24 protein-coding genes and 1 tRNA gene are annotated in these 22,725 nt (G+C 63.9%); 15 read left to right on the top strand and 10 right to left on the bottom strand.

Translation table 11 applies throughout. The features are described from left to right. Positions 1–9 precede the first annotated feature (9 nt). From BMW87_RS31025 to BMW87_RS31005, 5 genes are all read right to left on the bottom strand, one after another. Positions 10–789 carry an ABC transporter ATP-binding protein gene (locus tag BMW87_RS31025; RefSeq protein WP_093053111.1) on the bottom strand — a complete coding sequence of 260 codons (780 nt, stop codon included), beginning with the start codon at positions 787–789 and terminating at the stop codon, positions 10–12. 156 nt (positions 790–945) lie between these two features. Beyond that, positions 946–1,947 (bottom strand): ABC transporter substrate-binding protein, encoded by a 1,002-nt coding sequence (locus BMW87_RS31020; RefSeq protein ID WP_093081684.1) that lies wholly within the window; start codon positions 1,945–1,947, stop codon positions 946–948. 52 nt (positions 1,948–1,999) lie between these two features. Then, positions 2,000–2,773, bottom strand: a complete 774-nt coding sequence (locus BMW87_RS31015; RefSeq protein ID WP_093053105.1) for an ABC transporter permease — start codon at positions 2,771–2,773, stop codon at positions 2,000–2,002. A gap of 27 nt (positions 2,774–2,800) precedes the next feature. Continuing rightward, on the bottom strand, positions 2,801–3,793 hold the full coding sequence (locus BMW87_RS31010) for a tripartite tricarboxylate transporter substrate binding protein (RefSeq protein ID WP_093053103.1): 993 nt from the start codon (positions 3,791–3,793) through the stop codon (positions 2,801–2,803). 145 nt (positions 3,794–3,938) lie between these two features. Beyond that, a complete protein-coding gene (locus BMW87_RS31005) occupies positions 3,939–4,604 on the bottom strand; it encodes a TetR/AcrR family transcriptional regulator (protein WP_093053100.1) in 666 nt (221 codons plus the stop codon). Positions 4,605–4,698: 94 nt separating this feature from the next. On the opposite strand from BMW87_RS31005, the gene BMW87_RS31000 reads away from it, so the two are divergent. Continuing rightward, positions 4,699–6,426 carry a thiamine pyrophosphate-binding protein gene (locus BMW87_RS31000; RefSeq protein WP_093053097.1) on the top strand — a complete coding sequence of 576 codons (1,728 nt, stop codon included), beginning with the start codon at positions 4,699–4,701 and terminating at the stop codon, positions 6,424–6,426. Here the strand turns inward: BMW87_RS31000 and BMW87_RS30995 are convergent. After that, a complete protein-coding gene (locus BMW87_RS30995; protein ID WP_093081682.1) occupies positions 6,389–6,685 on the bottom strand; it encodes a hypothetical protein in 297 nt (98 codons plus the stop codon). The two genes, BMW87_RS31000 and BMW87_RS30995, sit on opposite strands and share 38 nt — an antisense overlap. Positions 6,686–6,788: 103 nt before the next feature. Here BMW87_RS30995 and BMW87_RS30990 point away from each other — a divergent pair, with 103 nt between their 5' ends. Beyond that, positions 6,789–7,568 (top strand): AraC family transcriptional regulator, encoded by a 780-nt coding sequence (locus tag BMW87_RS30990; RefSeq protein WP_093081679.1) that lies wholly within the window; start codon positions 6,789–6,791, stop codon positions 7,566–7,568. 40 nt (positions 7,569–7,608) lie between these two features. Here the strand turns inward: BMW87_RS30990 and BMW87_RS30985 are convergent, their stop codons facing one another. Then, complete coding sequence (locus BMW87_RS30985; protein WP_093081677.1) at positions 7,609–8,052, bottom strand: SWIB/MDM2 domain-containing protein; 444 nt, start codon at positions 8,050–8,052, stop codon at positions 7,609–7,611. Positions 8,053–8,207: 155 nt separating this feature from the next. Continuing rightward, the gene (locus BMW87_RS30980) at positions 8,208–9,131 is read right to left on the bottom strand and encodes a DMT family transporter (protein ID WP_093081674.1); all 924 of its coding nucleotides are present in this window, start codon (positions 9,129–9,131) and stop codon (positions 8,208–8,210) included. A gap of 38 nt (positions 9,132–9,169) precedes the next feature. Here BMW87_RS30980 and BMW87_RS30975 point away from each other — a divergent pair, with 38 nt between their 5' ends. Together BMW87_RS30975 and aceA are read left to right on the top strand one after the other, a co-directional pair. Beyond that, positions 9,170–9,583: a gamma-glutamylcyclotransferase family protein gene (locus tag BMW87_RS30975; protein WP_093081672.1), complete on the top strand. Its 414-nt coding sequence runs from the start codon at positions 9,170–9,172 to the stop codon at positions 9,581–9,583. A 205-nt stretch (positions 9,584–9,788) separates the two neighbouring features. Further along, the gene (gene aceA, locus BMW87_RS30970) at positions 9,789–11,120 is read left to right on the top strand and encodes an isocitrate lyase (RefSeq protein WP_093053080.1); all 1,332 of its coding nucleotides are present in this window, start codon (positions 9,789–9,791) and stop codon (positions 11,118–11,120) included. Positions 11,121–11,221: 101 nt separating this feature from the next. Here the strand turns inward: aceA and BMW87_RS30965 are convergent, their stop codons facing one another. Beyond that, the gene (locus BMW87_RS30965) at positions 11,222–12,184 is read right to left on the bottom strand and encodes a GlxA family transcriptional regulator (protein WP_093081712.1); all 963 of its coding nucleotides are present in this window, start codon (positions 12,182–12,184) and stop codon (positions 11,222–11,224) included. 115 nt (positions 12,185–12,299) lie between these two features. On the opposite strand from BMW87_RS30965, the gene BMW87_RS30960 reads away from it, so the two are divergent. From BMW87_RS30960 to BMW87_RS30915, 10 genes are all read left to right on the top strand, one after another. Then, complete coding sequence (locus BMW87_RS30960; RefSeq protein ID WP_093081669.1) at positions 12,300–12,611, top strand: putative quinol monooxygenase; 312 nt, start codon at positions 12,300–12,302, stop codon at positions 12,609–12,611. Between the two features lie 218 nt (positions 12,612–12,829). Then, positions 12,830–14,737: a threonine--tRNA ligase gene (gene thrS / locus BMW87_RS30955; protein WP_093081667.1), complete on the top strand. Its 1,908-nt coding sequence runs from the start codon at positions 12,830–12,832 to the stop codon at positions 14,735–14,737. Between the two features lie 101 nt (positions 14,738–14,838). Beyond that, positions 14,839–15,465, top strand: coding sequence for a translation initiation factor IF-3 (gene infC / locus BMW87_RS30950; protein WP_093081664.1), 627 nt, complete (start codon positions 14,839–14,841; stop codon positions 15,463–15,465). Between the two features lie 162 nt (positions 15,466–15,627). Next, a complete protein-coding gene (gene rpmI, locus BMW87_RS30945; RefSeq protein WP_007832497.1) occupies positions 15,628–15,831 on the top strand; it encodes a 50S ribosomal protein L35 in 204 nt (67 codons plus the stop codon). Positions 15,832–15,855: 24 nt separating this feature from the next. Beyond that, the gene (gene rplT / locus BMW87_RS30940; protein ID WP_007832499.1) at positions 15,856–16,215 is read left to right on the top strand and encodes a 50S ribosomal protein L20; all 360 of its coding nucleotides are present in this window, start codon (positions 15,856–15,858) and stop codon (positions 16,213–16,215) included. 112 nt (positions 16,216–16,327) lie between these two features. Next, on the top strand, positions 16,328–17,404 hold the full coding sequence (pheS, locus tag BMW87_RS30935) for a phenylalanine--tRNA ligase subunit alpha (protein ID WP_093053069.1): 1,077 nt from the start codon (positions 16,328–16,330) through the stop codon (positions 17,402–17,404). Between the two features lie 38 nt (positions 17,405–17,442). Continuing rightward, entirely contained in the window at positions 17,443–19,884 is a 2,442-nt protein-coding gene (gene pheT, locus BMW87_RS30930) for a phenylalanine--tRNA ligase subunit beta (RefSeq protein ID WP_093081662.1), read from the top strand. A gap of 5 nt (positions 19,885–19,889) precedes the next feature. After that, on the top strand, positions 19,890–20,261 hold the full coding sequence (locus BMW87_RS30925; protein ID WP_093081659.1) for an integration host factor subunit alpha: 372 nt from the start codon (positions 19,890–19,892) through the stop codon (positions 20,259–20,261). Between the two features lie 64 nt (positions 20,262–20,325). Next, the gene (locus BMW87_RS30920; RefSeq protein ID WP_093081657.1) at positions 20,326–20,784 is read left to right on the top strand and encodes a MerR family transcriptional regulator; all 459 of its coding nucleotides are present in this window, start codon (positions 20,326–20,328) and stop codon (positions 20,782–20,784) included. A 26-nt stretch (positions 20,785–20,810) separates the two neighbouring features. Then, a tRNA-Pro gene (locus tag BMW87_RS30915) sits at positions 20,811–20,887 on the top strand. Positions 20,888–21,016: 129 nt separating this feature from the next. On the opposite strand, the gene BMW87_RS30910 is transcribed toward BMW87_RS30915, so the two are convergent. Further along, on the bottom strand, positions 21,017–22,018 hold the full coding sequence (locus tag BMW87_RS30910) for a hypothetical protein (RefSeq protein WP_093081654.1): 1,002 nt from the start codon (positions 22,016–22,018) through the stop codon (positions 21,017–21,019). Positions 22,019–22,382: 364 nt separating this feature from the next. On the opposite strand from BMW87_RS30910, the gene BMW87_RS30905 reads away from it, so the two are divergent. Continuing rightward, positions 22,383–22,631, top strand: coding sequence for a hypothetical protein (locus tag BMW87_RS30905; RefSeq protein WP_093052781.1), 249 nt, complete (start codon positions 22,383–22,385; stop codon positions 22,629–22,631). The last annotated feature ends 94 nt before the right edge of the window (positions 22,632–22,725 follow it).

The following is a 22,725-nucleotide window of genomic DNA, read 5'->3' as shown; positions in this document are numbered from 1 at the left end:
CTGGCGCTTTCAGTGGTCCAGGATGCCCTGCGAGAAGAAATGCGCGCGCACCAGCTTCGTGTATGCGCCGAACTCGGCCGAGGCCATCATGTCGAGCGTGCGCGGGCGCGGCAGTTCGATGTCGTACACCGCGGCGATGGAGCCGGGCCGCTCGCTCATCACGATCACGCGGTCCGACAGGAAGATGGCTTCCGGAATGCTGTGCGTGATGAGCATCACCGTCTTCTTCGACGCCATCCAGATGCGCTGCAGCTCCAGGTTCATCTTCTCGCGCGTCATCGCGTCGAGCGCGCCGAAGGGCTCGTCCATCAGCAGCACCGACGGGTCATGCAGCAGCGCACGGCAGATCGACGCGCGTTGCTGCATTCCGCCCGAGAGCTGCCAGGGGTATTTGCCCTCGAAGCCCTTCAGGCCGGCCATTTCCATGAGCTGACGCGCGCGGTCCTTCGAGGCGGCCTTGGGCAGATGGCGCATCTCGGCCTGTAGCAGGATGTTGTCTTCCACGCTGCGCCAGGGCAGCAGCACCGCGCTCTGGAACACGATGCCCACATCCTTCTGCGGACCCTTGATCGGCTTGCCGGCCAGCGTGAGGCTGCCGCCGCTGATGGGCAGCAGGCCCGCCACCATCTTCAGCAGCGTGCTCTTGCCGCAGCCCGAGGGGCCGACGACGGAGACGAACTCGCCTTCCTTGATGGCGAAGTCGAGCGGCTTCAGCGACTCGACCGGGCCGTCCTTGCTTTGGTAGATCTTCGAGACGCCGCGCGCTTCGATCAGGACATCAGTGGACATGGAGAGTAGTTAAAGGACGGAAGCGGACGAGGCGGCGGGATGCTGAGGTCTTTTCGGGGAACACCGCGGAACCGGCTTTGCCGGGCCGCAGGTGTTGCCCCCGGTAGGGGGAAGGAGAAGCGACACGAAGTGCGCGGAGCCTGGGGGCGAGCCTGCTTACGGCAGGAAGTCGAGGGTCACGTAGTCTTCGGGCTTGCCGCGCGTCGATGCGTCCATGCCGCCGTACTGCACCAGCAGGTCGAGTGAGTCGCTCACGTTCTTCATCGCCACGCGGTACGGGCGCTGGTTGGCCGTTTCCTTCGTGTGATAGAGCGCCACGCTCTGCTTCATGCCGACGATCAGGGTGTCGCGCACGCCGGCCTTGGGGTTGGCCTTGAGCATGGCGTCGACCGCGGCCTCTGGGCTCTTCTCGGCGGCTTCGGCGGCCTTGGTGGAGGCGCGCATGAAGCGCTTCACGAGGTCGGGGTTCTCGGTCAGCAGGTTCTTGTTGGTGATGATCCCGGAGCTGATCTGGTTCACGCCGGAGTCGGCGAAGCGGATCGGCGTCACGGGCTTGCCGGTGGCGTCCTGCAGCTTGATGGCCTGGTCCATCACGTAGCCCAGCAGCAGGTCGGCCTGGCCGTTGGTCACGGCATTGAGCTTGGTCTGGCCGTCGCCCGAGACGATCTTCACCTGGTCGGGCTTGATGTCGTTGACCTTCAGGAACAGCGGCCACATCTGCGACATCGAGTCGCCGGGCGTCACCGCCACGGTCTTGCCGATGATGTCCTTCGGCGTCTTGATGTTCTTCTCGGTGAAGCCCATGACCGACATCGGGCTCACCTGGAACAGCACGCCGGTCGACTTCAGCGGCGCGCCCTTGGCGGCGGCCTTGATCATGGTCGTGACGTCGATGTAGCCGAAGGTTGCCGACTTGGCGGCCACCGCCTGCGCGGTGACGGCGGAGCCGCGGCCTTCCTGGATGTCGAGGTCGATGCCTTCCTCGGCGTAGAAGCCCTTTTCCTTGCCGAGGAAGAAGGGCGCGTGCTCGCTGTACAGGTACCAGTTGAGCATCAGCGTGACCTTGTCCTTGGGCTTGTCGCCCTGGGCCTGCGCAGGAGCGATGGCGAAGGTGGCGAGCGCTGCTGCAGCGAGCAGCGAGGGAAGCAGTTTCTTCATGGTCTTGTCTCCGGGAGTTGTTGGCTTTGCGAAGGAACTTGAAACGGAAAACTCAGTTCGCGTGGCGCTGCGAGGCGTGCCAGGGAATCATCACGCGCTCGACCAGGTCGACCGCGACGAAAAGAATGACGCCGATGCTCGAGAGAACCACCAGCGCGGCGAACATCAGCGGCAAGTCGAAGTTGCCGTTGGCAACCTGCAGCACGTAGCCGATGCCCGAGTTGGAGCCGACGAATTCACCGACCACCGCGCCCACCACGGCCAGCGTGACCGACACCTTCAGGCCGCTGAAGATCGAAGGCAGCGCCTGCGGCAGGCTGATCTTGAGAAAGGTCTGCAGGCGGCTCGCACCCATCGAGCGCGAGAGGTCGAGCATGTCGGGCTCGACCGACTTGAAGCCCATCACCGTGGACACCACCACAGGGAAGAAACCCAGCAGGAAGGCGCTGATCACCTTCGGGAAGATGCCGAAGCCGAACCACACCACGAACAGCGGCGCGATCGCTACCTTCGGGATGCTCTGCGAGAACACCAGCAGTGGATAAACGTACGACTCGACGACGCGCGAGTAGGCGATGACCATCGCGATCGGAATGCCGATCAGGATCGTCAGGCCGAAGCCGCCCAGCGTGGCGAGCGTGGTCTTCCAGCTTTCGGCGAGCAGGCGCGGCCACTCGGCGACGAGCTGCTTCACGACCTCCCACGGCGGGGGAATCAGGTAGGCCGGAATCTTGAAGAGGCGGATCGCCAGGTCCCACAGCACCAGCAGCAGCAAGATGAGGATGAAAGGGCGCAGGGCCGGAGAGAGCAGGAGCTTGCGGAACATGGCGAGGGCCGGGGCTTTCAGGGGGGCTTACTGTTGGACCGAGAGCCCGGCTGCCTTCACGAGCTGCGCGTTGCTCGCGATCTCTTCCTTGATGTAGGCGTCGAACTGCTCGGGCTTGAGCGTCCAGGCGTCGGCGCCGAGCTTGGCGAAGCGCTCCTTCACCTCGGGCGTGGCCAGCGCCTTGGCTACCTCGGCATGCAGGCGCTCGACGACGTCGCGCGGCGTCTTGGCGGGCGCCATCATTCCGATCCAGAAGTTGAATTCGGAGCCGGGCACGCCGGCCTCGGTGGTGGTGGGCACGTCGGGCAGGGCTGCGGCGCGCTTGGGCGAACCGACCGCCAGCGCCAGCAACTGGCCTTCCTTGATCTGGCCGATGACCGGAGCAATGGGCGAGAAGTAGTAGTCGACGCGGCCCGAAAGCACTTCGGTCACGGCCTCGCCCGATCCCTTGAAGGGAATGTTGGTCGCGTCGATCTTGGCGGCCATCTTGAACTTCTCGGCGTTCAGGTGCGTGGCGCTGCCCTGGCCGGCGGAAGCGAAGTTCATGCTGCCGGGCTTGGCGCGCGCGGCGGCCAGCAGCTGGGGCAGCGTCTTGATGTTCTTGCTGGGCGAGATCACCAGCGCATTGGGCAGCGACGAGATTGGCGTGACCCCCGCGAAATCGTGCACCGTGTCGAACGGCAGCTTGGCGAAGGTCGAAGGGCTGACCGTGTGCGACGACGAATGGATCATCACCGTGTAGCCGTCGGGCGCAGCCGTGGCCACCGCCTGCTGGCCGATGGTGCCGCTGGCGCCGCCGCGGTTGTCGACCACCAGCGTCTGGCCCATGCTGGCGCTCATCTTGTCGGTGATGGCGCGGGCAATGATGTCGGTGGTGCTGCCGGCCGCGAAGGGAACGATCACGCGGATCGGCTTGCTGGGGTAGCCGTTCTGCGCGGCGGCCAGGCCCGGTAGCAGTGCAGCGATGCAGGTCAGCGAGGCAACGACGGTGGTGCGTGCAGTGCTGGCAAAGAGCTTCATGGATGTCTCCGCGCGGTCGGGCCGCTTTCTTGAACCGATCAATTCACCAATGAGTGAATTATCGATTGTAGGAACGGCTGCGCTGCAGCGTCAACGGCCGCTGCCTAGTAGATACCCGGAGAGCACGAAGACGCGCTGATGAAGCTCAGTGCAGGACGTAGCCCAGCACGAGATCAGTCATGTGCGAGAGGCGTTGCGCCATTGCCTTGGGCGCGCGCAGGTCACGGCCGAAGATGGCCGAGAGCGTGTGGTTGTTCGAGAGGTAGAAGTAGCAGAGCGACGCGATGGAGATATAGAGCTGCACAGGGTCCACGCCGGCGCGGAACAGGTTGTCGCGCCGGCCGCGCTCCAGCACGGTGTCGAGCAGCTGTACCAGCGGCGAGTTCATCTCCTGGATGCGCTCGGAGCGCTTGAGGTGCGCCGCGCAATGCAGGTTCTCGCTGTTGAGCAGCGTGATGAACTCGGGGTGCTCGAGGTAGTAGTGCCAGGTGAACGAAACCAGCTGGCGGATGGCCTCGACAGGCTCGATCTCGTCGAGATGCAGGCGCTGCTCGGCCTCGCGGATATCGGCGTAGGTGCGCTCCAGCACCGCGAGGAACAGGTCGTCCTTGCTGCCGAAGTAGTAGTAGATGAGGCGCTTGTTGAGGCCCGCGCGCTCGGCGATGCTGTCCATGCGCGCGCCGGCGAGACCGCGCGCGGAGAACTCGTCGCGCGCCGACGCGAGGATGGCGAGCTGCGAGCGGTCGGCGTCGCGCGAACGGGGTTCGATCACTTCGGCGGCGTCGGGTGAGGGGTCCTTGGAGGCCTTCATGGCGCGAATTTAACCAATTGGGGAATTAACGCAAGGCGTCTGGAGCGGGCGCACATAATTGCCGAAGACATTTGCAGCTGAGGTTCTACTTCTCATGAGTACATCACAACCCGCGGGCCACCTGATCGTGGAGTGCCTGGTCGAACAGGGCATGGAAATGGCGTTCGGCGTGCCTGGCGAAAGCTTCCTGGCGGTGCTCGACGGCTTTCATGCGTACCGCGATCGCACGCGCTTCATCGTCAACCGGCAGGAGGGGGGCGCGGCCTTCATGGCCGAGGCGCACGGCAAGCTCACCGGGCGGCCGGGCGTGTGCTTCGTCACCCGCGGGCCCGGCGCGACGAACGCATCGATCGGCGTGCACAACGCCTTCCAGGATTCGACGCCGATGGTGCTGTTCGTCGGCGACGTCGGCAGCGACTTCCGCGATCGCGAGGCTTTCCAGGAGGTCGACTACGGCAGCTTCTTCGGGCCAAGCACCAAGGGCTTTGCCAAGCGCGTGGAGCGCATCGACGATGCGAACCGCATTCCCGAGTACATCGCGCGCGCCTTCGCCACCGCGATGAACGGACGGCCGGGGCCGGTGGTGCTTGTGCTGCCGGAGGACATGCTGCGCAGCGAGACGACGGCTCGGCCGCTGGCGCGCGTGGAAGCGGTCGAGCCCTGGAGCGACCCGGGTGCGCTGCGCACCTTGCGCGAACTGCTGCTGAAGTCGCAGCGCCCGCTGGTGATTGCCGGCGGCGGCGGCTGGACGACGCAGGCCGCGCAGGCGCTGCAGCGTTTTGCGGAGAACTGGCGACTGCCGGTGGCGAACGCCTTCCGCTTTCAGGACACTTTCGACAACCACCATCCGCTGTATGCGGGCGATGTCGGCATCGCGATCAACCCGAAGCTCGCGCAGCGCGTGAAAGACGCCGACCTGATCTTGGCCATCGGTCCGCGCCTGGGCGAGATGACGACCGGCGGCTACACGCTGCTCGAAGCGCCCAAGGCGAAGCAGACGCTGGTGCACATCCATGCGAGCGCCGAAGAGCTCAACCGCGTGTACCAGGCCGACCTGGCGATCAACGCCGGCATGAGCGCGGCCGCGCGCAGCCTGGAGGTGCTGAGCGCGCCGCCGACGCTGCCCTGGGAAGAATGGACGCTGCAGGCGCACGCCGACTACGAGGCCAACCTTGTGCCGCAGGCGCTGGCCGGCATGCCCGCCGAGACGCCGCGCGGGCCGGTCGACATGGCGGAGGTCGTCGCGCTGCTGCAGAAGCACTTGCCGGCGGACGCGGCCATTACCAACGGCGCGGGCAACTTCGCAAGCTGGGTGCACCGCTACTTTCGCTATCACGGGCTCGCGAAGGGCGCGAAGACGCAGCTGGCGCCGACCAGCGGAGCGATGGGCTATGGGGTGCCGGCCGGCATCGCGGCCAATCTTGCGACGGGGCGCGTGGCCTTCACCATCGCGGGCGATGGCGATTTTCTGATGACCGGGCAGGAGCTGGCGACGGCTGCGCAGCATGGCGGCAAGAGCATCGTCGTGCTGCTCAACAACGGCATGTTCGGCACCATCCGCATGCACCAGGAGCGCGAGTACCCCGAACGCACGAGCGGCACTGCGCTGCGCAACCCCGACTTCTGCGGCCTCGCGCGCGCCTATGGCTATGCGGCCGAGCGCGTGACGGAAACGGCGCAGTTCGAGGCCGCGCTGCTGCGTGCGCTGGCGGCCGATACGGGCACGCTGATCGAGATCCCGCTCGACCCTGAAGTGATCACCACGCGCGGCACGCTGGCGTCGATCACGCGTTCGGCGAAGCAGCAGCAGGCGCAGGGCTGAGTGCCGAGCGATGTCGGGCCACTTCGTCGCGCAAGGACGGCGAGCGCAGCTCGAACACGTCGAACAGGCCGAGCGCGTCGAGGGCGGGAATCAGGGAGACCAGGTCTTGCTCGGCGGCGTGCCTGTCGGCGGCCGACGCGCTTGCGTCTTCGAGGATGCGCACGTTGGCGAGGAAGGCGCCGACCGATCCCTTGCGCAATGTGCGGCCGTTCACGACGGTGAAGTCTGCGCCGTCGGGCAGTACGTCTTGGGCTTTCATGGATGTTCCTTGGATGGGTTGGTGAGGATGAACTCGATGCTAGGCAGCGGCGCGCGTTCGGGCTTGCGGCGCGGGGCCAATCGATACCTCTGGCGGGCCAACCATGGCTGCTGAGGCCCCTGTGAAGCTCTGGATCAACGCCTACGAGGCGCCGCGCGTCACGGACTACCACGCGCATGAAACCGGCCAGCTGTTCGCACTGCGCGAGGGGTTGCAGGTCATCGAAACGCCTTCGGGCCGCTGGGTGCAGCCGCCGGGGTGGATCGGCTGGATCGCACCGCGCTGCGCCCATGCGGCGCAGAGCTTTGGTGCCACCACGGGCTGGAGCTTGCACATCGACTCGATGATGGCGGCGTCCTTGCCGGACGGACCGCATGTGTTTGCCGTCACGCCGCTGGTGCAGGGGCTGATCGACCGGCTGACATCGATGGATGCCACCGAGCCCCTGCTGGAGCCGCGCCGTGCGCGTCTGGTGGGCGTGCTGATCGATGAGCTTGCGGCGAGCGCCAGGCCGTCGCTGCACCTGCCGATGCCGCAGGACAAGCGCCTTGCCGCGATGGCTGCTGCGGTGGCCAATGATCCGGCGTTGCCGGACAGCATCGACGAATGGGCCGATCGCATCGGCATGGCGCGCAGGACGCTCACTCGCCGTTTCGCCGTGGAAACGGGCCTGAGCTTCGCGCAATGGCGCCAGCAGGCGCGGTTGCTCAAGGCCGTCGAGCTGCTGAGCCTGAAGGAGGCCGTGACGGCGGTGGCGCTGACGGTGGGCTACAGCTCCGTGAGTGCCTTCATCGAAGCCTTCCGCAAGCACTTCGGCCGCACGCCGTCGCGCTTCTTCGAAGAAAGCGTGGCCTTGCCGCAGGCGAAAAAAAAGCCCGCATGAAGCGGGCTTTTTGATTCAGGAGCGCGAGGCCCCTGAGCGCTTACTTGACGTGCTTGCCGATCAGCGCGGCCAGTTCGAACATCGACACTTGGGCCTTGCCGAAGATTTCCTTCAGCTTGGCGTCGGCGTTGATGTTGCGCTTGTTGGCCTTGTCTTGAAGGTTGTTCTTCTTGATGTAGTCCCACAGCTTGCTCACGACAGCGGTACGCGGTAGCGGCGTCGAGCCGACCACAGCGGCGAGTGCCGGGCTGGGGGTCAGGGCCTTCATGAACGCGGCGTTGGGCGTGCGCTTCTTGGCGGGAGCAGCCTTCTTTGCGGGAGCGGCCTTCTTGGCAGGAGCCTTCTTCGCCGGAGCAGCCTTCTTAGCAGGAGCAGCAGCCTTCTTGGCCGGTGCAGCCTTCTTCGCAGGAGCCGCCGCCTTCTTTGCGGGAGCGGCCTTCTTTGCCGGAGCTTTCTTGGCCGGAGCCTTCTTTGCAGTTGCCATGGTTGATTTCCTTTTTTGGTTGAACACTCACCAATGAAAAACTTGCGTCTCCAGTGGCAATGCGGATGCTAAAGGAGAAAAAACGCGTTTCCAAGGGAAAAAGCGCTTTTTTCATTGGGAGTTGTTGTTTTTTCAGAGGGGAGAAGCCCTGTTTTTCACGTTCGGCGCCCAGGCCATGTCGCAAGCACCACACCCGCGAGGGCAATGACGAACGCAACCAGCTGTGGCGAAGAGAGGTTTTCACCCAGCACGAGCACGCCGACGAGGGCTGCGCTCACGGGCAGCATCACGGCGAAGACACCCGCTTGTGCGGCTGGTACGTGGCGAAGTCCGGTCATCCAGAGCCACACCGTCCAGATGCTTGCAGCGAGCGCATAGACCACGAGCAGCGCCCAAGTGCCGAAGCGCACCGCGGTGAAATCGAACTGCAGCGCGAACCAGATGCCGAAGGGCAGCGAGAGCACGAAGCCCCACAGGTTGATGAGCGAGGCGATGCGCTTGGGCCCCAGGCGCCCCGTGAGCGACTTGCCGATCACCGCATAGGCCGTCTCGCAGAGCACCGCGCAGAACACCAGCAGGTTGCCGAGCCAGGGCATCGATGCCGACGAAGCAGAGGGCGATGCCGGTGCGTGCGCAGGCGAAAGTGCCAGCAGACCGATGCCGAGCGCGGCGCAGGCGATGGCCAGGCCGATGCGCACGGTGATGCGCTCGCGCAGGAACAGCCAGCTCGCCACGGCCACGCACGCGGGGATCGACGCCATGATCACGCCTGCCGACACCGCGCTCGTGAGGCTCACGCCGAACAGCATGCAGATCGAGAACATGAAGTTGCCGAGGAACGACTCGAGGAACACCAGCCAACGCGTGCGCGCGGTCATCGGCGGTTCGTCGGGTGTGCGCTTGAGCCAATGCGGCATGGCCAGTGCGGCGATGCCGAAGCGCAGCCATGCGAGCAGCAGCACCGGAAAGGCGGCGACAAGGGGCTTGGAGAGGGCGACGTAGCCGCCGACGAGCGACATGCTCAGGGCCAGGCAGCCGTAGGCCACGAGGCGGCCTGATGCGGGAGCAGCGGAGTTCAATAGACTGAAGTTCTGTAGTTGCGGAGAAGGCGGTTTCGATGATGCCCCACGTTTTTGTTTACGGCACGCTGCGCCGCGGCGGGCGCAACGACATCGCGCGATATCGGCCCGCGCCGGTGTGGGTAGGTGAGGCGAGCATTTCCGGCACGCTGTATGACCTGGGCGCCTATCCGGGTGTCGTGCTGGGTGGGGTGGGACGCGTGAAGGGCGAGGTCTATGTCGTCGAGCCCGCGGTCGAGGCAGCACTCGACGTGCTCGAGGAAGTGGCTGACGATGACTCAGGCGAGTACATCAAGCGGCAGGTGCGCGTGGATGTTGGCGGGCAGTGGCTCGATTGCCTGGTCTACGAGATCCATCCGGCGCGCATCGTGGGCCGCCGCGTGATCGAAAGCGGGGATTGGATCGCGCATGCGGTGCGAAGCGGTGCCTCGTTTTCACAACCGAAAGATTGATTGCGCATTGCGAAATAGACGGCTGCTGCGCCGCAATATTTTTCTCAATATGAGAAAAATAATTTTACATTGAGAAATATATCTGTAAGTAGTTGATTTTATTGATTGAAAAATATGTCTTCTATAAGACATAAGAGTCTGCAGTCCGATTACAGTAACTCCACGGCCGCAGCGCCCAACCTTCAATCAACCTCACGGAGTGACCATGCCCCAGACCCTCACAGAACAACTCAGCCGCGAACAGCAGATTGCCGCCCTCGAAAAGGAATGGGCCACCGATCCGCGCTGGAAGGGCGTCAAGCGTGGCTACAGCGCGGCCGACGTGGTGCGCCTGCGCGGTTCGTTCCCCATCGAGCACACGCTGGCCAAGCGCGGCGCAGAGAAGCTCTGGGACAAGATCAACGGCGGCTCCAAGAAGGGCTACGTGAACGCGTTCGGCGCCATCTCCGCCGGTCAGGCGATGCAACAGGCCAAGGCTGGCCTGGAAGCCGTGTACCTGTCGGGCTGGCAAGTCGCCGCCGACGGCAACAGCTCCGAGACGATGTACCCCGACCAGTCGCTGTACGCCTACGACTCGGTGCCGACGATGGTCCGTCGCATCAACAATACCTTCCGCCGCGCCGATGAAATCCAGTGGGGCCGCGGTGTCAACCCGGGCGACAAGGAGTTCATCGACTACTTCCTCCCCATCGTGGCCGACGCGGAAGCCGGTTTCGGCGGCGTGCTCAACGCCTTCGAACTGATGAAGAACATGATCACGGCCGGCGCAGCTGGCGTGCACTTCGAAGATCAACTGGCTGCCGTGAAGAAGTGCGGCCACATGGGCGGCAAGGTGCTCGTGCCGACGCATGAAGCCTGCGAGAAGCTGATCGCCGCGCGCTTCGCAGCCGACGTTCTGGGTGTGTCGACCATCGTCCTGGCCCGCACCGACGCGGAAGCCGCGAACCTGATCACCTCCGATCACGACGCCAACGACAAGCCCTTCCTGACGGGCGAGCGCACGCAGGAAGGCTTCTACCGCGTGAAGAACGGCCTGGAGCAGGCCATCAGCCGCGGCGTGGCCTACGCGCCCTACGCAGACCTCGTGTGGTGCGAAACCGGCGTGCCGGACATCGGCTTCGCCCGCGAATTCGCACAAGCCGTGCACGCCGCCTGCCCCGGCAAGCTGCTGTCGTACAACTGCTCGCCTTCCTTCAACTGGAAGAAGAACCTCGACGACAAGCAGATCGCCTCGTTCCAGGAAGACCTGTCGGCCCTGGGCTACAAGTACCAGTTCATCACGCTGGCCGGCATCCACGTCAACTGGTTCAACACCTTCCAGTTCGCCCACGCCTACGCTCGCGGCGAAGGCATGAAGCACTACGTCAACATGGTGCAGGAACCCGAGTTCGCCGCGCGCGACAAGGGCTACACCTTCGTGTCGCACCAGCAGGAAGTTGGCGCCGGTTACTTCGACGACGTGACCACCGTGATCCAGGGCGGTTCGTCCAGCGTGAAGGCGCTGTCGGGCTCGACCGAGGAAGAGCAGTTCCACTGATCGGGTGATCGATCCTCGCGGGTCGGTCTTTCGACAGGCAGATATTTCGCTGTCACTTTCAGCCCGGCCGCGCGCCGGGCTTTTTTGCGTCCGTTGCGTGCTCAGGCTTCGAGGCGCACCTCGCGCACGCCGCGGCCCAGGCGCTGGCGCAGCAGGGTGCGCAGCGTGACGCCGTCGGCGTAGCCCACCATGCCGGCGATCTGCTCCAGGCTCTTGTCGCTGGTCTTGAGCAGGTGCACCGCGCGCTCCACGCGCAGGTCCTGCACGTAGGAGAGGGGGCTCTTGCCCAGCACCTGCTGCATGCGGCGGGCCAGCGTGCGCTTGCTGGTGCCCGCGGCCTGTGCGGCCTCGTCGAGCGAGAAGCCGTCGGCCAGCCGGCCGCGCGCCCAGCGCTCGAAGCGCTCCACCAGTGGGTCGGAATGCGAGAGGTGGTCGGAGATCACGTAGGCCGACTGCGATGGTCGCGAATCGACGATCAGGTAGCGCGCGACCAGCGTGGCGAGTTCGGGGCTGGCCTGGCGCACGATCCACAGCGCCATGTCGACATGGCTCAGTGCTGCGCCGGCCGTGACCAGATTGCCGGAGCTGACCAGCATGCGTGAGTCTTCCAGTTGCACGGCAGGGTAGCGCTGGCGGAACAGCGTGGCCAGCCACCAGGTCGTGGTTGCCTTCTGGTGATCGAGCACGCCCGATTCCGCGAGCACGAAGGTGCCGATGCAGGCGGCGGCCAGATTGGCGCTTTTGCTTGCGCGCTCCCGAATTGCGGCGCAGGCGTCGCGCACGTCGGGGCGACACAAGGCGGGTTCCAGTGTTTCGGGCATCTTGCAGCCCAGCGCTGGAACGATCAGCCAATCCGCGGACCCGGCGTCGAGCGCGCGAGCCACCGGAACGGTGAGCCCCTGCGAGGTTCTCACCCGCTTGCGAACGCCCGTCACCGTGACTTCGAACGGCGCCACGTCGAGCTGCAGCATGGCAGCGAGTTCGTTGGCAGTGGTGAACACGTCGAGCACCGTGGACAGGCCGGTGTCGAACACGCCATCGAGAGCGAGTACATCGAGCTTCATGGCCATAACGATATCAAAGATGTCAAAAACGCCAATAGCTCCAGAGACAACGCCTGCCTAGAGTCCATACCAACGCCGCGCAATGTCGCGCGCCGTTCAACTCAGGAGATCACCCATGATCAAGTACGCACTGTTCGCTCGCCTCGAAGCCAAGCCGGGCAAGGAAGGCGATGTAGAGAAGTTCCTCGAAGCCGGCCTTGCGATGGCGCGCGACGAGAAGACCACGCCGATCTGGTTTGCGCTGCGCCTGTCGCCGAGCACCTTCGGCGTGTTCGACGCGTTCGAAGACGAAGCCGGTCGCCAGGCTCATTTGACCGGCCCGATCGCCCAGGCGCTGATGGCGAAGGCTCCCGAGCTGTTCGCCAAGCCGCCGTCTATCGAACCCATTGAAGTGCTGGGACTCAAGAACGCGGCGCCCGCGTCCTGAACGGGCAGCGGCTAGAATTGCGGACTCTGCACTCAACAAGAGCGAGAAAGGCACCTTGGTTATGACACCGCGAACTACTCCGCAAGGATTCAGCGGCTTTTTCTTCACTGAAGGAAAAGGCCGGTAGCCCGCGCTCGCTGGTTTCTGCCAGCTCTACAACCAAGCAAAGCGCGGCATCCACCGCGCTTTTTTGTTTTTCTCCCCGAGGTTTTCTTCAAATGATCCAGATCACGCTCCCCGACAACTCGCGCCGCGAGTTCCCCGGCCCGGTTTCGGTGGCCGAAGTCGCCCAGTCCATCGGTCCCGGCCTGGCCAAGATGACGGTGGCCGGCAAGGTCGACGGCAGGCTCGTCGATGCCAGCGACGTCATCGACCATGACGCCAAGCTGCAGATCATCACGCCCAAGGACGACGAAGGCCTGGAAATCATCCGCCATTCGACGGCCCACCTGGTCGGCCATGCGGTGAAGCAGCTCTATCCGACGGCCAAGATGGTGATCGGGCCCGTGATCGACGAGGGCTTCTATTACGACATTTCGTACGAACGCCCGTTCACGCCCGAGGACATGGCCGCCATCGAGGCGCGCATGCGCGAGCTGATCGCGCAGGACTACGACGTGATCAAGAAGATGACGCCGCGCGCCGAAGTCATCGAAGTCTTCAAGTCGCGCGGCGAGGACTACAAGCTGCGCCTCGTCGAGGACATGCCCGACGAGCAGGCCATGGGCCTGTACTACCACCAGGAATACGTCGACATGTGCCGCGGCCCGCACGTGCCGAACACGCGTTTCCTGAAGGTCTTCAAGCTCACGAAGCTGGCCGGCGCCTACTGGCGTGGCGACGCCAAGAACGAACAACTGCAGCGCATCTACGGCACGGCCTGGGCCGACAAGAAGCAGCTCGACCAGTACATCCAGCGCATCGAGGAAGCCGAGAAGCGCGACCACCGCAAGCTCGGCAAGGAGCTTGACCTGTTCCACATCGACGAAGTGGCGCCGGGCGTGGTGTTCTGGCACCCCAAGGGCTGGGCTGTGTGGCAGGCCGTCGAACAGTACATGCGCGGCATCTACCGCGACACGGGCTATTGGGAAGTGAAGGGCCCGCAGATCCTCGACAAGAGCCTGTGGGAGAAAACGGGCCACTGGCAGAACTATCGCGACAACATGTTCACGACGGAGTCGGAGAAGCGCGAATATGCGCTCAAGCCGATGAACTGCCCGGGCCACGTGCTGATCTTCAAGAGCGACCTGCGCAGCTACCGCGACCTGCCGCTGCGCTACGGCGAGTTCGGCCAGTGCCACCGCAACGAACCCAGCGGTGCGCTGCACGGCATCATGCGCGTGCGCGGCTTCACGCAGGACGACGGGCACATCTTCTGCACGGAGGACCAGATCCTCGACGAGTGCATCGCGTACACGGAGCAGCTGCAGAAGGTCTATGCCGACTTCGGCTTCACGGACATCCTCTACAAGGTCGCCACGCGGCCCGAGAACCGCGTCGGCTCCGACGAGCTGTGGGACAAGGCCGAGCACGCGGTGATGGAATCGCTGCGCCGCTCGGGCGTCGACTTCGTCATTGCACCGGGCGATGGCGCCTTCTACGGCCCCAAGATCGAATACACGCTGCGCGATGCCATCGGCCGCCAGTGGCAGTGCGGCACGATGCAGGTCGACTTCAACACGGCCGAGCGCCTGGGCGGCGAATACGTGACGGAATCGAGCGGCCGCGCGCACCCTGTGATGCTGCACCGCGCGATCGTCGGCAGCCTCGAGCGCTTCATCGGCATGCTGATCGAACACCACTCGGGCGCGCTGCCCGCATGGCTCGCTCCGGTGCAGGTGGCGGTGCTCAATATCAGTGAAGGACAGGCCGATTACGCCGCGCAAGTTGCGAAAGCGCTGCAAAATCAAGGGCTTAGGGTTCAGCTTGACCTGCACAACGAGAAGATTACGTATAAAATACGGAAGCATTCGTTGCAAAAGCTCCCTTATATCGTTGTCGTAGGCGACAAGGAAAAGGAAGCAGGTGCCGTCGCAGTGCGCGCCCGGGGCAATCAAGACCTCGGTGCAATGTCCCTCGAATCGTTCGTGCAACGGCTCGTCCAGGATATTGCCGACAAGCGTTGATTTGTCTTCGGAACACCCCATATGTTTCAAAGCCAAATCATGCCGTTTGTCCGCGAGGACTGACCGGTGTTCGCTACAGATTTTGTAGCAAATTTTGAAGGATTCTGACCATCGCTACTGCATTCCGCGACCGCCGCCACCGCGAGGAACGCCAACACCGCCTGAACCGGGAAATCATGGCCCCGGAAGTCCGCCTGATCGGCCCGGATAACGAGCAATTGGGTGTCGTGAGTCTTGCCGAGGCTCTGCGCCTTGCCGGTGAGCAGGACGTGGACCTAGTGGAGGTCGTTGCGGCGGCCAACCCGCCCGTGTGCCGCCTGATCGAGTACGGCAAGTTCAAGTACCACGAGCAGAAGAAGGCAGCCGAGGCGAAGTCGAAGCAGAAGGTCATCGAGGTCAAGGAAATCAAGTTCCGGCCCGGTACCGACGATGGCGACTACAACATCAAGATGCGCAACATCAAGCGCTTTCTTGATGAGGGCGACAAATGCAAGATCACGCTGCGCTTCCGCGGCCGCGAGATCACGCACCAGGAGCTCGGTCTGGCTTTGCTGCAGCGTATTCGCGACGAACTGGGTGACCTGATCATGGTCGAGCAGTTTCCGAAGCTCGAAGGCCGGCAGATGATCATGATGATCGCGCCGGGTCGCAAGAAGGCTGGTGGCGCTGCGCCGAAGCCGGCTGCAGATGCCGCTGCCGCGCCGGCAGCGTCGCCCGCAACAGCCTGAGCGTCAGGGTTGCAGTAGAGAAGAGAAGGTTCGAAGGGATTTCGCCCTTGCCAGCGCCTCGCAAGAGATGCCGGCAGGGGCGGGATAAAGAAGTGTCTCGGGGCCAACAAGTCTGTGGAGCATCCATGGCGCCTCACGAGCACAAACTAAAGGAGCATTCACATGCCCAAAATGAAGACCAAGAGCAGCGCGAAAAAACGTTTCCGCGTTCGTCCCGGTGGCACCGTCAAGCGCGGTCAAGCCTTCAAGCGTCACATCTTGACGAAGAAGACCACCAAGAACAAGCGTCACCTGCGTGGTGCAGTCGCAGTGCATGAGACCAACATGGTTTCTGTCGCCGCCATGCTGCCCGGCCGTGGCATTTAACTCAGACGAACAAGGAGTACACACATGCCTCGCGTCAAACGTGGTGTAACGGCTCGCGCCCGCCACAAGAAAGTTCTCGCACTCGCCAAGGGTTTCCGCGGTCGCCGCGGCAATGTCTTCCGCGTCGCCAAACAGGCGGTGATGAAGGCAGGCCAATACGCCTACCGTGACCGCCGTACCAAGAAGCGCGTGTTCCGTCAGCTGTGGATCGCGCGTATCAACGCCGCCTCGCGTGAACTGGGCCTGACCTACAGCCAGTTCGCCAACGGCATCCGCAAGGCCGGTATCGAGATCGACCGCAAGATGCTTGCGGACATCGCCGTGCACGACAAGGCCGCTTTTGCCGGCATCGTGGAGCAGGTCAAGGCCAAGCTGGCTGCTTGATTCTGCACAGCAGGGGTGCTGCCTCCGGGCAGCGTCCTGCGCCCACGGCTCAAGGGCTGGCGCTTGAAAAGGCTCCAGCTCTTTTTTATTTCCCCTCGAAGATTTTGTTGCTATGAACGAGTTGGACTCCCTGGTCGACACCGCACGCGCCGCTTTCGCCGAAGCGAAAACGCCCGCCGAGCTCGAAAACGCCAAGGCCCAGTTCCTCGGCAAGTCGGGCCGCATCACCGAGCTGATGAAGGGCATGGCTGCGCTGAGTGTCGAAGAGAAGAAGTCCCGCGGCGCCGCGATCAACGTCGCCAAGCAGGCCATCGAGGCCGCGTTGACCGACCGCCGCCAGCAACTGGCCGACGAAGAGCTCTCGCTACAACTGCGCGCCGAAGCGCTCGATGTGAGCCTGCCCGGCCGTCGCCGTATTCCCGGCGGACTGCACCCCGTGAGCCGCACCCTTGAGCGCATCGAGGAAATCTTCTCGAGCATGGGCTTCGACGTGGCCGACGGCCCCGAAGTCGAGAGCGACTGGCACAGCTTCACCTCGCTGAACAACCCACCGAACCATCCGGCGCGTTCGATGCAGGACACCTTCTACGTCGACATCAACGGCGACGACGGCATTCCCTACAACCTGCGTCCGCACACCAGCCCGATGCAGGTGCGCTACGCGCATCAGCACATCAAGAAGTACGCCGCCGAGTTCGCAGCCGCTGCGGCCGACACTACCGGCACCGTGAAGGCGCCCGAGATCCGCGTGATCGCCCCGGGCCGTACCTACCGCGTCGACAGCGACGCCACCCACTCGCCCATGTTCCACCAGTGCGAAGGCCTGTGGCTCGGCGAGAACGTGAGCTTCAAGGACCTGAAGGTCGTCTTCACCGACTTCTGCCGCACCTTCTTCGAGCGCGACGACCTCGTGCTGCGCTTCCGCCCGAGCTTCTTCCCGTTCACCGAACCGAGCGCCGAGATCGACATCCAGTTCGCGAGCGGGCCGCTGGCCGGCCGCTGGCTCGAGGTGTCGGGTTCGGGCCAGGTGCATCCGAACGTGGTGCGCAACATGGGCCTCGATCCCGAGCGCTACATCGGCTTCGCTTTCGGCATGGGCCCCGACCGGCTCACGATGCTGCGCTACGGCGTGAACGACCTGCGCCTCTTCTTCGACGGCGACCTGCGTTTTCTCTCGCAGTTCCAGTAAGCACCCCTCCATAGAAAAACCAGATCGAGATCGAAGAGATGCAATTCCCGGAATCCTGGCTGCGCGAGTTCTGCAACCCGCCCCTCGACAGCGCCGCACTGGCCGAAACGCTCACCATGGGTGGCTTCGAGGTCGAAGAGCGCCGACCGGTGGCGCCGCCCTTCACGCGCATCGTGGTCGGCGAAATCAAGGAAGCCGAGCAGCACCCGAATGCCGATCGCCTGCGCGTGTGCCAGGTCGACGCGGGGCAAGGCGCCTTGCTCAATATCGTGTGCGGCGCGCCCAATGCGCGCGTTGGCATCAAGGTGCCTTGCGCACTCGTCGGCGCCGAACTGCCGCCGGGTGAAGACGGCAAGCCCTTCCTCATCAAGCTCGGCAAGCTGCGCGGCGTCGAGAGCCAGGGCATGCTGTGCTCAGCGCGCGAACTGGGTCTGAACGAAGACCACGGCGGCCTGCTCGAGCTCGATGCCGACGCGCCCATCGGCGCCGACGTGCGCGACGTGCTCAAGCTCGACGACGCACTGCTCACGCTCAAGCTCACCCCCAACCTGGCGCACGGCCTCAGCGTCTACGGCGTGGCGCGCGAACTCGCCGCGCTCACTGGTGTGCCACTCAAGACCCCTGCCATCGCGCCGGTGGCGACGTCGTTCGCCGACGTGCTGCCGGTCAAGGTCGAGGCTCCCGAACTCTGCGGCCGCTTCTCGGGCCGCATCGTGCGCGGCGTCAACACCAAGGTCGTCACACCGGCATGGATGGTCGAACGCCTTGCGCGCTGCGGCCAACGCAGTGTGACGCCGCTGGTCGACATCTCGAACTACGTGATGTTCGAATACGGCCAGCCCAGCCACATCTTCGATCTCGACAAGATCCACGGCGGCCTCACGGTGCGCTGGGGCAAGGCGGGCGAACAGCTCAAGCTGCTCAACGGCACGACCATCACCGTCGACGAGAAGGTCGGCGTGATCGCCGACGACCGCGAAGTCGAATCGCTCGCCGGCATCATGGGCGGCGACGCCACGTCGGTGACCGACGACACGCGCAACATTTACGTCGAGGCCGCTTTCTGGTGGCCCGAGGCGGTGCAGGGCCGTTCGCGCCGCTTCAACTTTTCGACCGATGCGGGCCACCGCTACGAGCGCGGCGTCGATCCGAGCCGCACAGTGCAGATCATCGAGCGCATCACGCAGCTGATCGTCGAGATCTGCGGCGGCGAGGCCGGCAGGATGGACGACCAGACGCTGAGCGTGCCCGAGGCCGTGCCCGTCACGCTGCGCGTCGAGCGTGCGGCGCGCGTGATCGGCATGCCGCTGACGCAGGCGCAATGCGCCGACGCGCTGAATCGCCTCGGTTTCGCGATCACCGAAGGCGAGGGCACGTTGACCGTGACCCCGCCGCCGCATCGCTTCGACCTGCTGATCGAAGAAGACCTGATCGAGGAAGTCGCGCGCCTCATCGGCTTCAACAACCTGCCGACCACCGCGCCGCTCGCCCCCATCACCGCCCGCGTGCGGCCCGAGGCGCAGCGCAGCCGGTTTGCGGTGCGCCGCAGCGTCGCAGCGCTGGGCTATCAGGAAACGATCAACTTCAGTTTCGTCGAAGCGCATTGGGAGCAAGACCTTGCAGGCAATGCCAACCCGATCAAGCTGCTGAACCCCATCGCCAGCCAGATGAGCGTGATGCGCTCGTCGCTGCTGGGCTCGCTGCTGCAGGTGCTCAAGTTCAACCTCGACCGCAAGGCGCCTCGCGTGCGTGTGTTCGAAGTGGGCCGCGTGTTCATGCGCGACGACAGCGTTGCCACCACCGACAGCACCGTGCGCGGCGTGAACCAGCCGATGCGCGTGGCGGGCCTCGCCTGGGGCGACGCCGACGAGTCGCGCTGGGACGGCAAGCCGCAGCGCGTCGACTTCTACGACGTCAAGGGCGACGTCGAAGCATTGCTCGCGCCGCTGGTGCCCAGCTTCGAGGTGGCCGAGCATCCGGCCCTGCACCCGGGCCGTTCGGCGCGTGTGCTGGTCGACGGCAAGGCCATCGGCTTCGTCGGCGAACTGCATCCGCGCTGGCGCCAGAAGTGGGACTTCGCCCAAGCGCCCGTGTTGTTCGAACTCGACCTTGACGCCGTCACGGCGCGCCCCGTGCCGGTGGCACAGCCGGTGCCCAAGCACCAGGCCGTGGAACGCGACCTTGCCGTGGTGGTGGCTGAAGCCGTCACGCACGATGCACTGGTGCAGGCCATCCGCGCGACGACAGCTGCGCAGGGACTGCTGCGCGACGTGACGCTGTTCGACATCTATCGCCCGCAGCCGCTGCGCGATGGTGTCGTGGCTGCGCCGGGCGCGTTGGCGCAAGGCGAGAAGAGCATGGCGGTCCGCCTCAGTTTCCAGAGCGACAACGCCACCCTGACGGACGAGCAGGTCGAGCCCGCAGTCCGTGCAATCGTCGAACAACTGGACGCCAAGCTCGGCGGCCGCTTGAGGGGATGATGAGAATGAACGCTGCCGAATTCACGCTCGAGGCTCTCGAAACGCCTGCGCTCACCAAGGCGCATCTGGCCGACCTGCTGTTCGAGCAGATCGGCCTGAACAAGCGCGAGTCCAAGGACATGGTCGAGGCGTTCTTCGAGCTCGTGGCCAGCAGTCTCGTCGAAGGCACGGACGTGAAGATCTCGGGCTTCGGCAACTTCCAGATCCGCGTGAAGGCGCCCCGGCCGGGCCGCAACCCGCGCACTGGCGAGGCCATCCCGATCGGCGAGCGCCGCGTGGCCACGTTCCACGCGAGTGCGAAGCTCAAGGAGCAGATTCATGGAAGCATCGAACAGAACGGTGCATCCGAAGTCGAGTGGAGCCTGGGCGCCGAATAGTGCTTGGTGCTGCGCGCCTGCGTAGAGTAATCTCTCAGGTTTCCCGCGCACAGTCTTGATTTCAATGGAGAAAACGCTCCCTCCGATTCCCGTCAAACGCTACTTCACCATTGGTGAGGTCGGCGAACTGTGCGGCGTCAAGCCGCACGTGCTGCGTTATTGGGAGCAGGAGTTCACGCAGCTGCGGCCCATGAAGCGGCGCGGCAACCGTCGCTACTACCAGCACCACGAGGTGCTCATGATCCGCCGCATACGCGATTTGCTCTACGACCAGGGCTTCACGATCAGCGGTGCGCGCAACAAGCTTCAGGAGCTCGTGCAAGGTGAACGCGACCGTCGCAAGGCGGGCGAGGTGCCGCTCGACGGCATGGAGGCCATCGAGATCGACCAGGAAGAATTCGATGCCGCCGTGGTGCAGGATTCGCCCTCGGCGTCTGCCACGCAGACGGTCGACCTGTCGCAGTTGTTGCACCTGCGGCGCGAACTCTTTGAAATTCGTGAGCTGCTGACCCTCGGACGCTGAATTTCAACCGCTATAATCGAGAGCTTCGGTGTGTGGCGCAGCCTGGTAGCGCACTTGCATGGGGTGCAAGGGGTCGAAGGTTCGAATCCTTTCACACCGACCAAAATCAGCAGACAGAACGACGGGTTACGCTCACAAGGTGTAACCCGTTTTTCTTTGATAGAGCCAGCCAGAAATAGACGGCATTAGTCCAGAGTAGTGTTGGACTGCCGACCAACTTCTGGTGCTGCGACTAAAGCGGCTTCTTGGGACCTTCCTTCGGCCAAACCAACTCCTTGCCGGCGTATCCGATTGCGCACAAGGTCGCAACCACGGCAGTCGCGTGGAAGCTCGCTCTGCTTGCCCTGATCACATAGCCTCTGACTCCTCTGGCGCCGGGGTAGTACTGGGGAAGGCTTCGGTGCGCGACTTTGTGCGGCCTGACCGGATCTTCCTCGGATATGAAGATGGCGTTGGGTCGATTCGCAGGACCAACGAAGACTTTGCCCACGACGACACGGTTCTTGTTCTGGAAAAACAAGGGCTTATTCGTGAAATAGTCTTCCCAGACGTCAGCAACCAGCGATGTCTCGACTGACAAGGTGGGCTTGGTGAAGTCGTGATTGCCCAACCAGCCGAAAAAGTAGCCCAGCAGGTCGTACTGGCCTCGTTGAAGTCGTGGAGCAATGCCGTGCCAGAGCGCGTTGTCGGTCAGCGGGTGTCCCAGTCGCACGTTCGCCACGGAATTGGAAAGTCCCAAGGCCAATGAATTCCCGTATGCCAGCTGCCTGGTTTGTGGCAGTCCTGCTGCTTGAGCCGCGACGACCGCCAGCACCTTTGCCAGCGCACTGACCCATTGCGCCCAGATCACGAAGAGCCGTGGGGTAACTATCACGTCGACCCAACTCGTCAGATAGAGCGTGCCGATCCGGTCGACGAATCGTCCAAGGGTTATCTGCTTGTTCAGGTACTCGCAAACACACTGCTGGATCACATGGTCGGCCACATGATGCGCCCGCATGGTGTTCTGGCCGGGGACCGAGACCCCCGTCTTTGACGTCGTGCCAGTGTGAGGCACACCAGCCAGATACCTCTGCTCGACCAACCCCAGCGGGTTATAGCCGCCCAGAGGGTACATGGCTCGTTGCAGCCAGGAGGTCGATCGGTCGACGAACAGCGTCGTACTTTGTTGAAAGTCGTTCCTGCCCCTGACTTCGAAGCGTGGAGGCGGGCCTGGATTGAAGACGATCGGCATGGCTTTGCATTGCCACCTCTTATGTCGCCCGACTGGCTTGTGTGGCCTCCTCTTGCGTAAATGTAAGTTTGCGTCACACAAGATGCAAGTCGGGCCGTCTATCGCTTGCGTGGTGGCGAATGACGGTGCGGGCAAAAAAAAGCTCGCACAAAGGCGAGCTGAAGGACCCCGTTCTTGCGCATGGGGTCGGAGGGAGGAGCCCGCCGGAGGGAGGCGGGCAAGCCGATGATCGCGACCAATCTGGGAGACATTGAGGATGAGGGCGCACCGGATATCCCCCTGATGGCAATCTTGAAGTATTGCTAATGCAAAGGAACTAGTTCCTTGGGGCGCTGCGGGTTCGAGGCCTATCCTCAGCCCCAACATGAACGTCACACAGCAACAACTACAACTTCTCGTCAACCTGCCCGATGGCTGGTCGAGCCGCATCGATATCAAGCAGACCACCAGTGGCCGCTACGCGGGCGTTGCCGAGTTGAGCCTTCGTGGGCTCAGGCGGGGAGTGGTCGTATTCATGCAGCAGCCCACGCTGGAGGCTGCATTGCAGCGGGTGCGGCTCCGGGCCAGTCAGTTCGCGAGAGAGCGGCTCTCCTTGCCGGCTGCCAAGTCGTAGATGCCGCTCTTGCAGGTTGGGGTTTTCTATCCCGCACATGAGGATTCCCAACCCACGAACACCCCGCCGCGCGGCACCATTGAGCTTCACTGAA

Source organism: Variovorax sp. OV084, from assembly GCF_900111625.1.
Classification (GTDB): Bacteria; Pseudomonadota; Gammaproteobacteria; order Burkholderiales; family Burkholderiaceae_C; genus Variovorax.
This window is presented reverse-complemented; position numbering and strand designations above follow the sequence as displayed.

Coding starts and splice junctions, on each gene's coding strand:
- rpmI (WP_007832497.1), top strand. CDS start 15,628: ATGCCCAAAATGAAGACCAAGAGCAGCGCGAAAAAACGTTTCCGCGTT.
- BMW87_RS30925 (WP_093081659.1), top strand. CDS start 19,890: ATGAACGCTGCCGAATTCACGCTCGAGGCTCTCGAAACGCCTGCGCTC.
- BMW87_RS31000 (WP_093053097.1), top strand. CDS start 4,699: ATGAGTACATCACAACCCGCGGGCCACCTGATCGTGGAGTGCCTGGTC.
- rplT (WP_007832499.1), top strand. CDS start 15,856: ATGCCTCGCGTCAAACGTGGTGTAACGGCTCGCGCCCGCCACAAGAAA.
- BMW87_RS30990 (WP_093081679.1), top strand. CDS start 6,789: ATGGCTGCTGAGGCCCCTGTGAAGCTCTGGATCAACGCCTACGAGGCG.
- aceA (WP_093053080.1), top strand. CDS start 9,789: ATGCCCCAGACCCTCACAGAACAACTCAGCCGCGAACAGCAGATTGCC.
- BMW87_RS30995 (WP_093081682.1), bottom strand. CDS start 6,685: ATGAAAGCCCAAGACGTACTGCCCGACGGCGCAGACTTCACCGTCGTG.
- BMW87_RS30910 (WP_093081654.1), bottom strand. CDS start 22,018: ATGCCGATCGTCTTCAATCCAGGCCCGCCTCCACGCTTCGAAGTCAGG.
- BMW87_RS31015 (WP_093053105.1), bottom strand. CDS start 2,773: ATGTTCCGCAAGCTCCTGCTCTCTCCGGCCCTGCGCCCTTTCATCCTC.
- BMW87_RS31010 (WP_093053103.1), bottom strand. CDS start 3,793: ATGAAGCTCTTTGCCAGCACTGCACGCACCACCGTCGTTGCCTCGCTG.
- pheT (WP_093081662.1), top strand. CDS start 17,443: ATGCAATTCCCGGAATCCTGGCTGCGCGAGTTCTGCAACCCGCCCCTC.
- BMW87_RS30985 (WP_093081677.1), bottom strand. CDS start 8,052: ATGGCAACTGCAAAGAAGGCTCCGGCCAAGAAAGCTCCGGCAAAGAAG.
- BMW87_RS30965 (WP_093081712.1), bottom strand. CDS start 12,184: ATGAAGCTCGATGTACTCGCTCTCGATGGCGTGTTCGACACCGGCCTG.
- BMW87_RS30975 (WP_093081672.1), top strand. CDS start 9,170: ATGATGCCCCACGTTTTTGTTTACGGCACGCTGCGCCGCGGCGGGCGC.
- BMW87_RS31020 (WP_093081684.1), bottom strand. CDS start 1,947: ATGAAGAAACTGCTTCCCTCGCTGCTCGCTGCAGCAGCGCTCGCCACC.
- BMW87_RS30905 (WP_093052781.1), top strand. CDS start 22,383: ATGAACGTCACACAGCAACAACTACAACTTCTCGTCAACCTGCCCGAT.
- BMW87_RS30920 (WP_093081657.1), top strand. CDS start 20,326: ATGGAGAAAACGCTCCCTCCGATTCCCGTCAAACGCTACTTCACCATT.
- thrS (WP_093081667.1), top strand. CDS start 12,830: ATGATCCAGATCACGCTCCCCGACAACTCGCGCCGCGAGTTCCCCGGC.
- BMW87_RS31025 (WP_093053111.1), bottom strand. CDS start 789: ATGTCCACTGATGTCCTGATCGAAGCGCGCGGCGTCTCGAAGATCTAC.
- pheS (WP_093053069.1), top strand. CDS start 16,328: ATGAACGAGTTGGACTCCCTGGTCGACACCGCACGCGCCGCTTTCGCC.
- BMW87_RS30960 (WP_093081669.1), top strand. CDS start 12,300: ATGATCAAGTACGCACTGTTCGCTCGCCTCGAAGCCAAGCCGGGCAAG.
- BMW87_RS31005 (WP_093053100.1), bottom strand. CDS start 4,604: ATGAAGGCCTCCAAGGACCCCTCACCCGACGCCGCCGAAGTGATCGAA.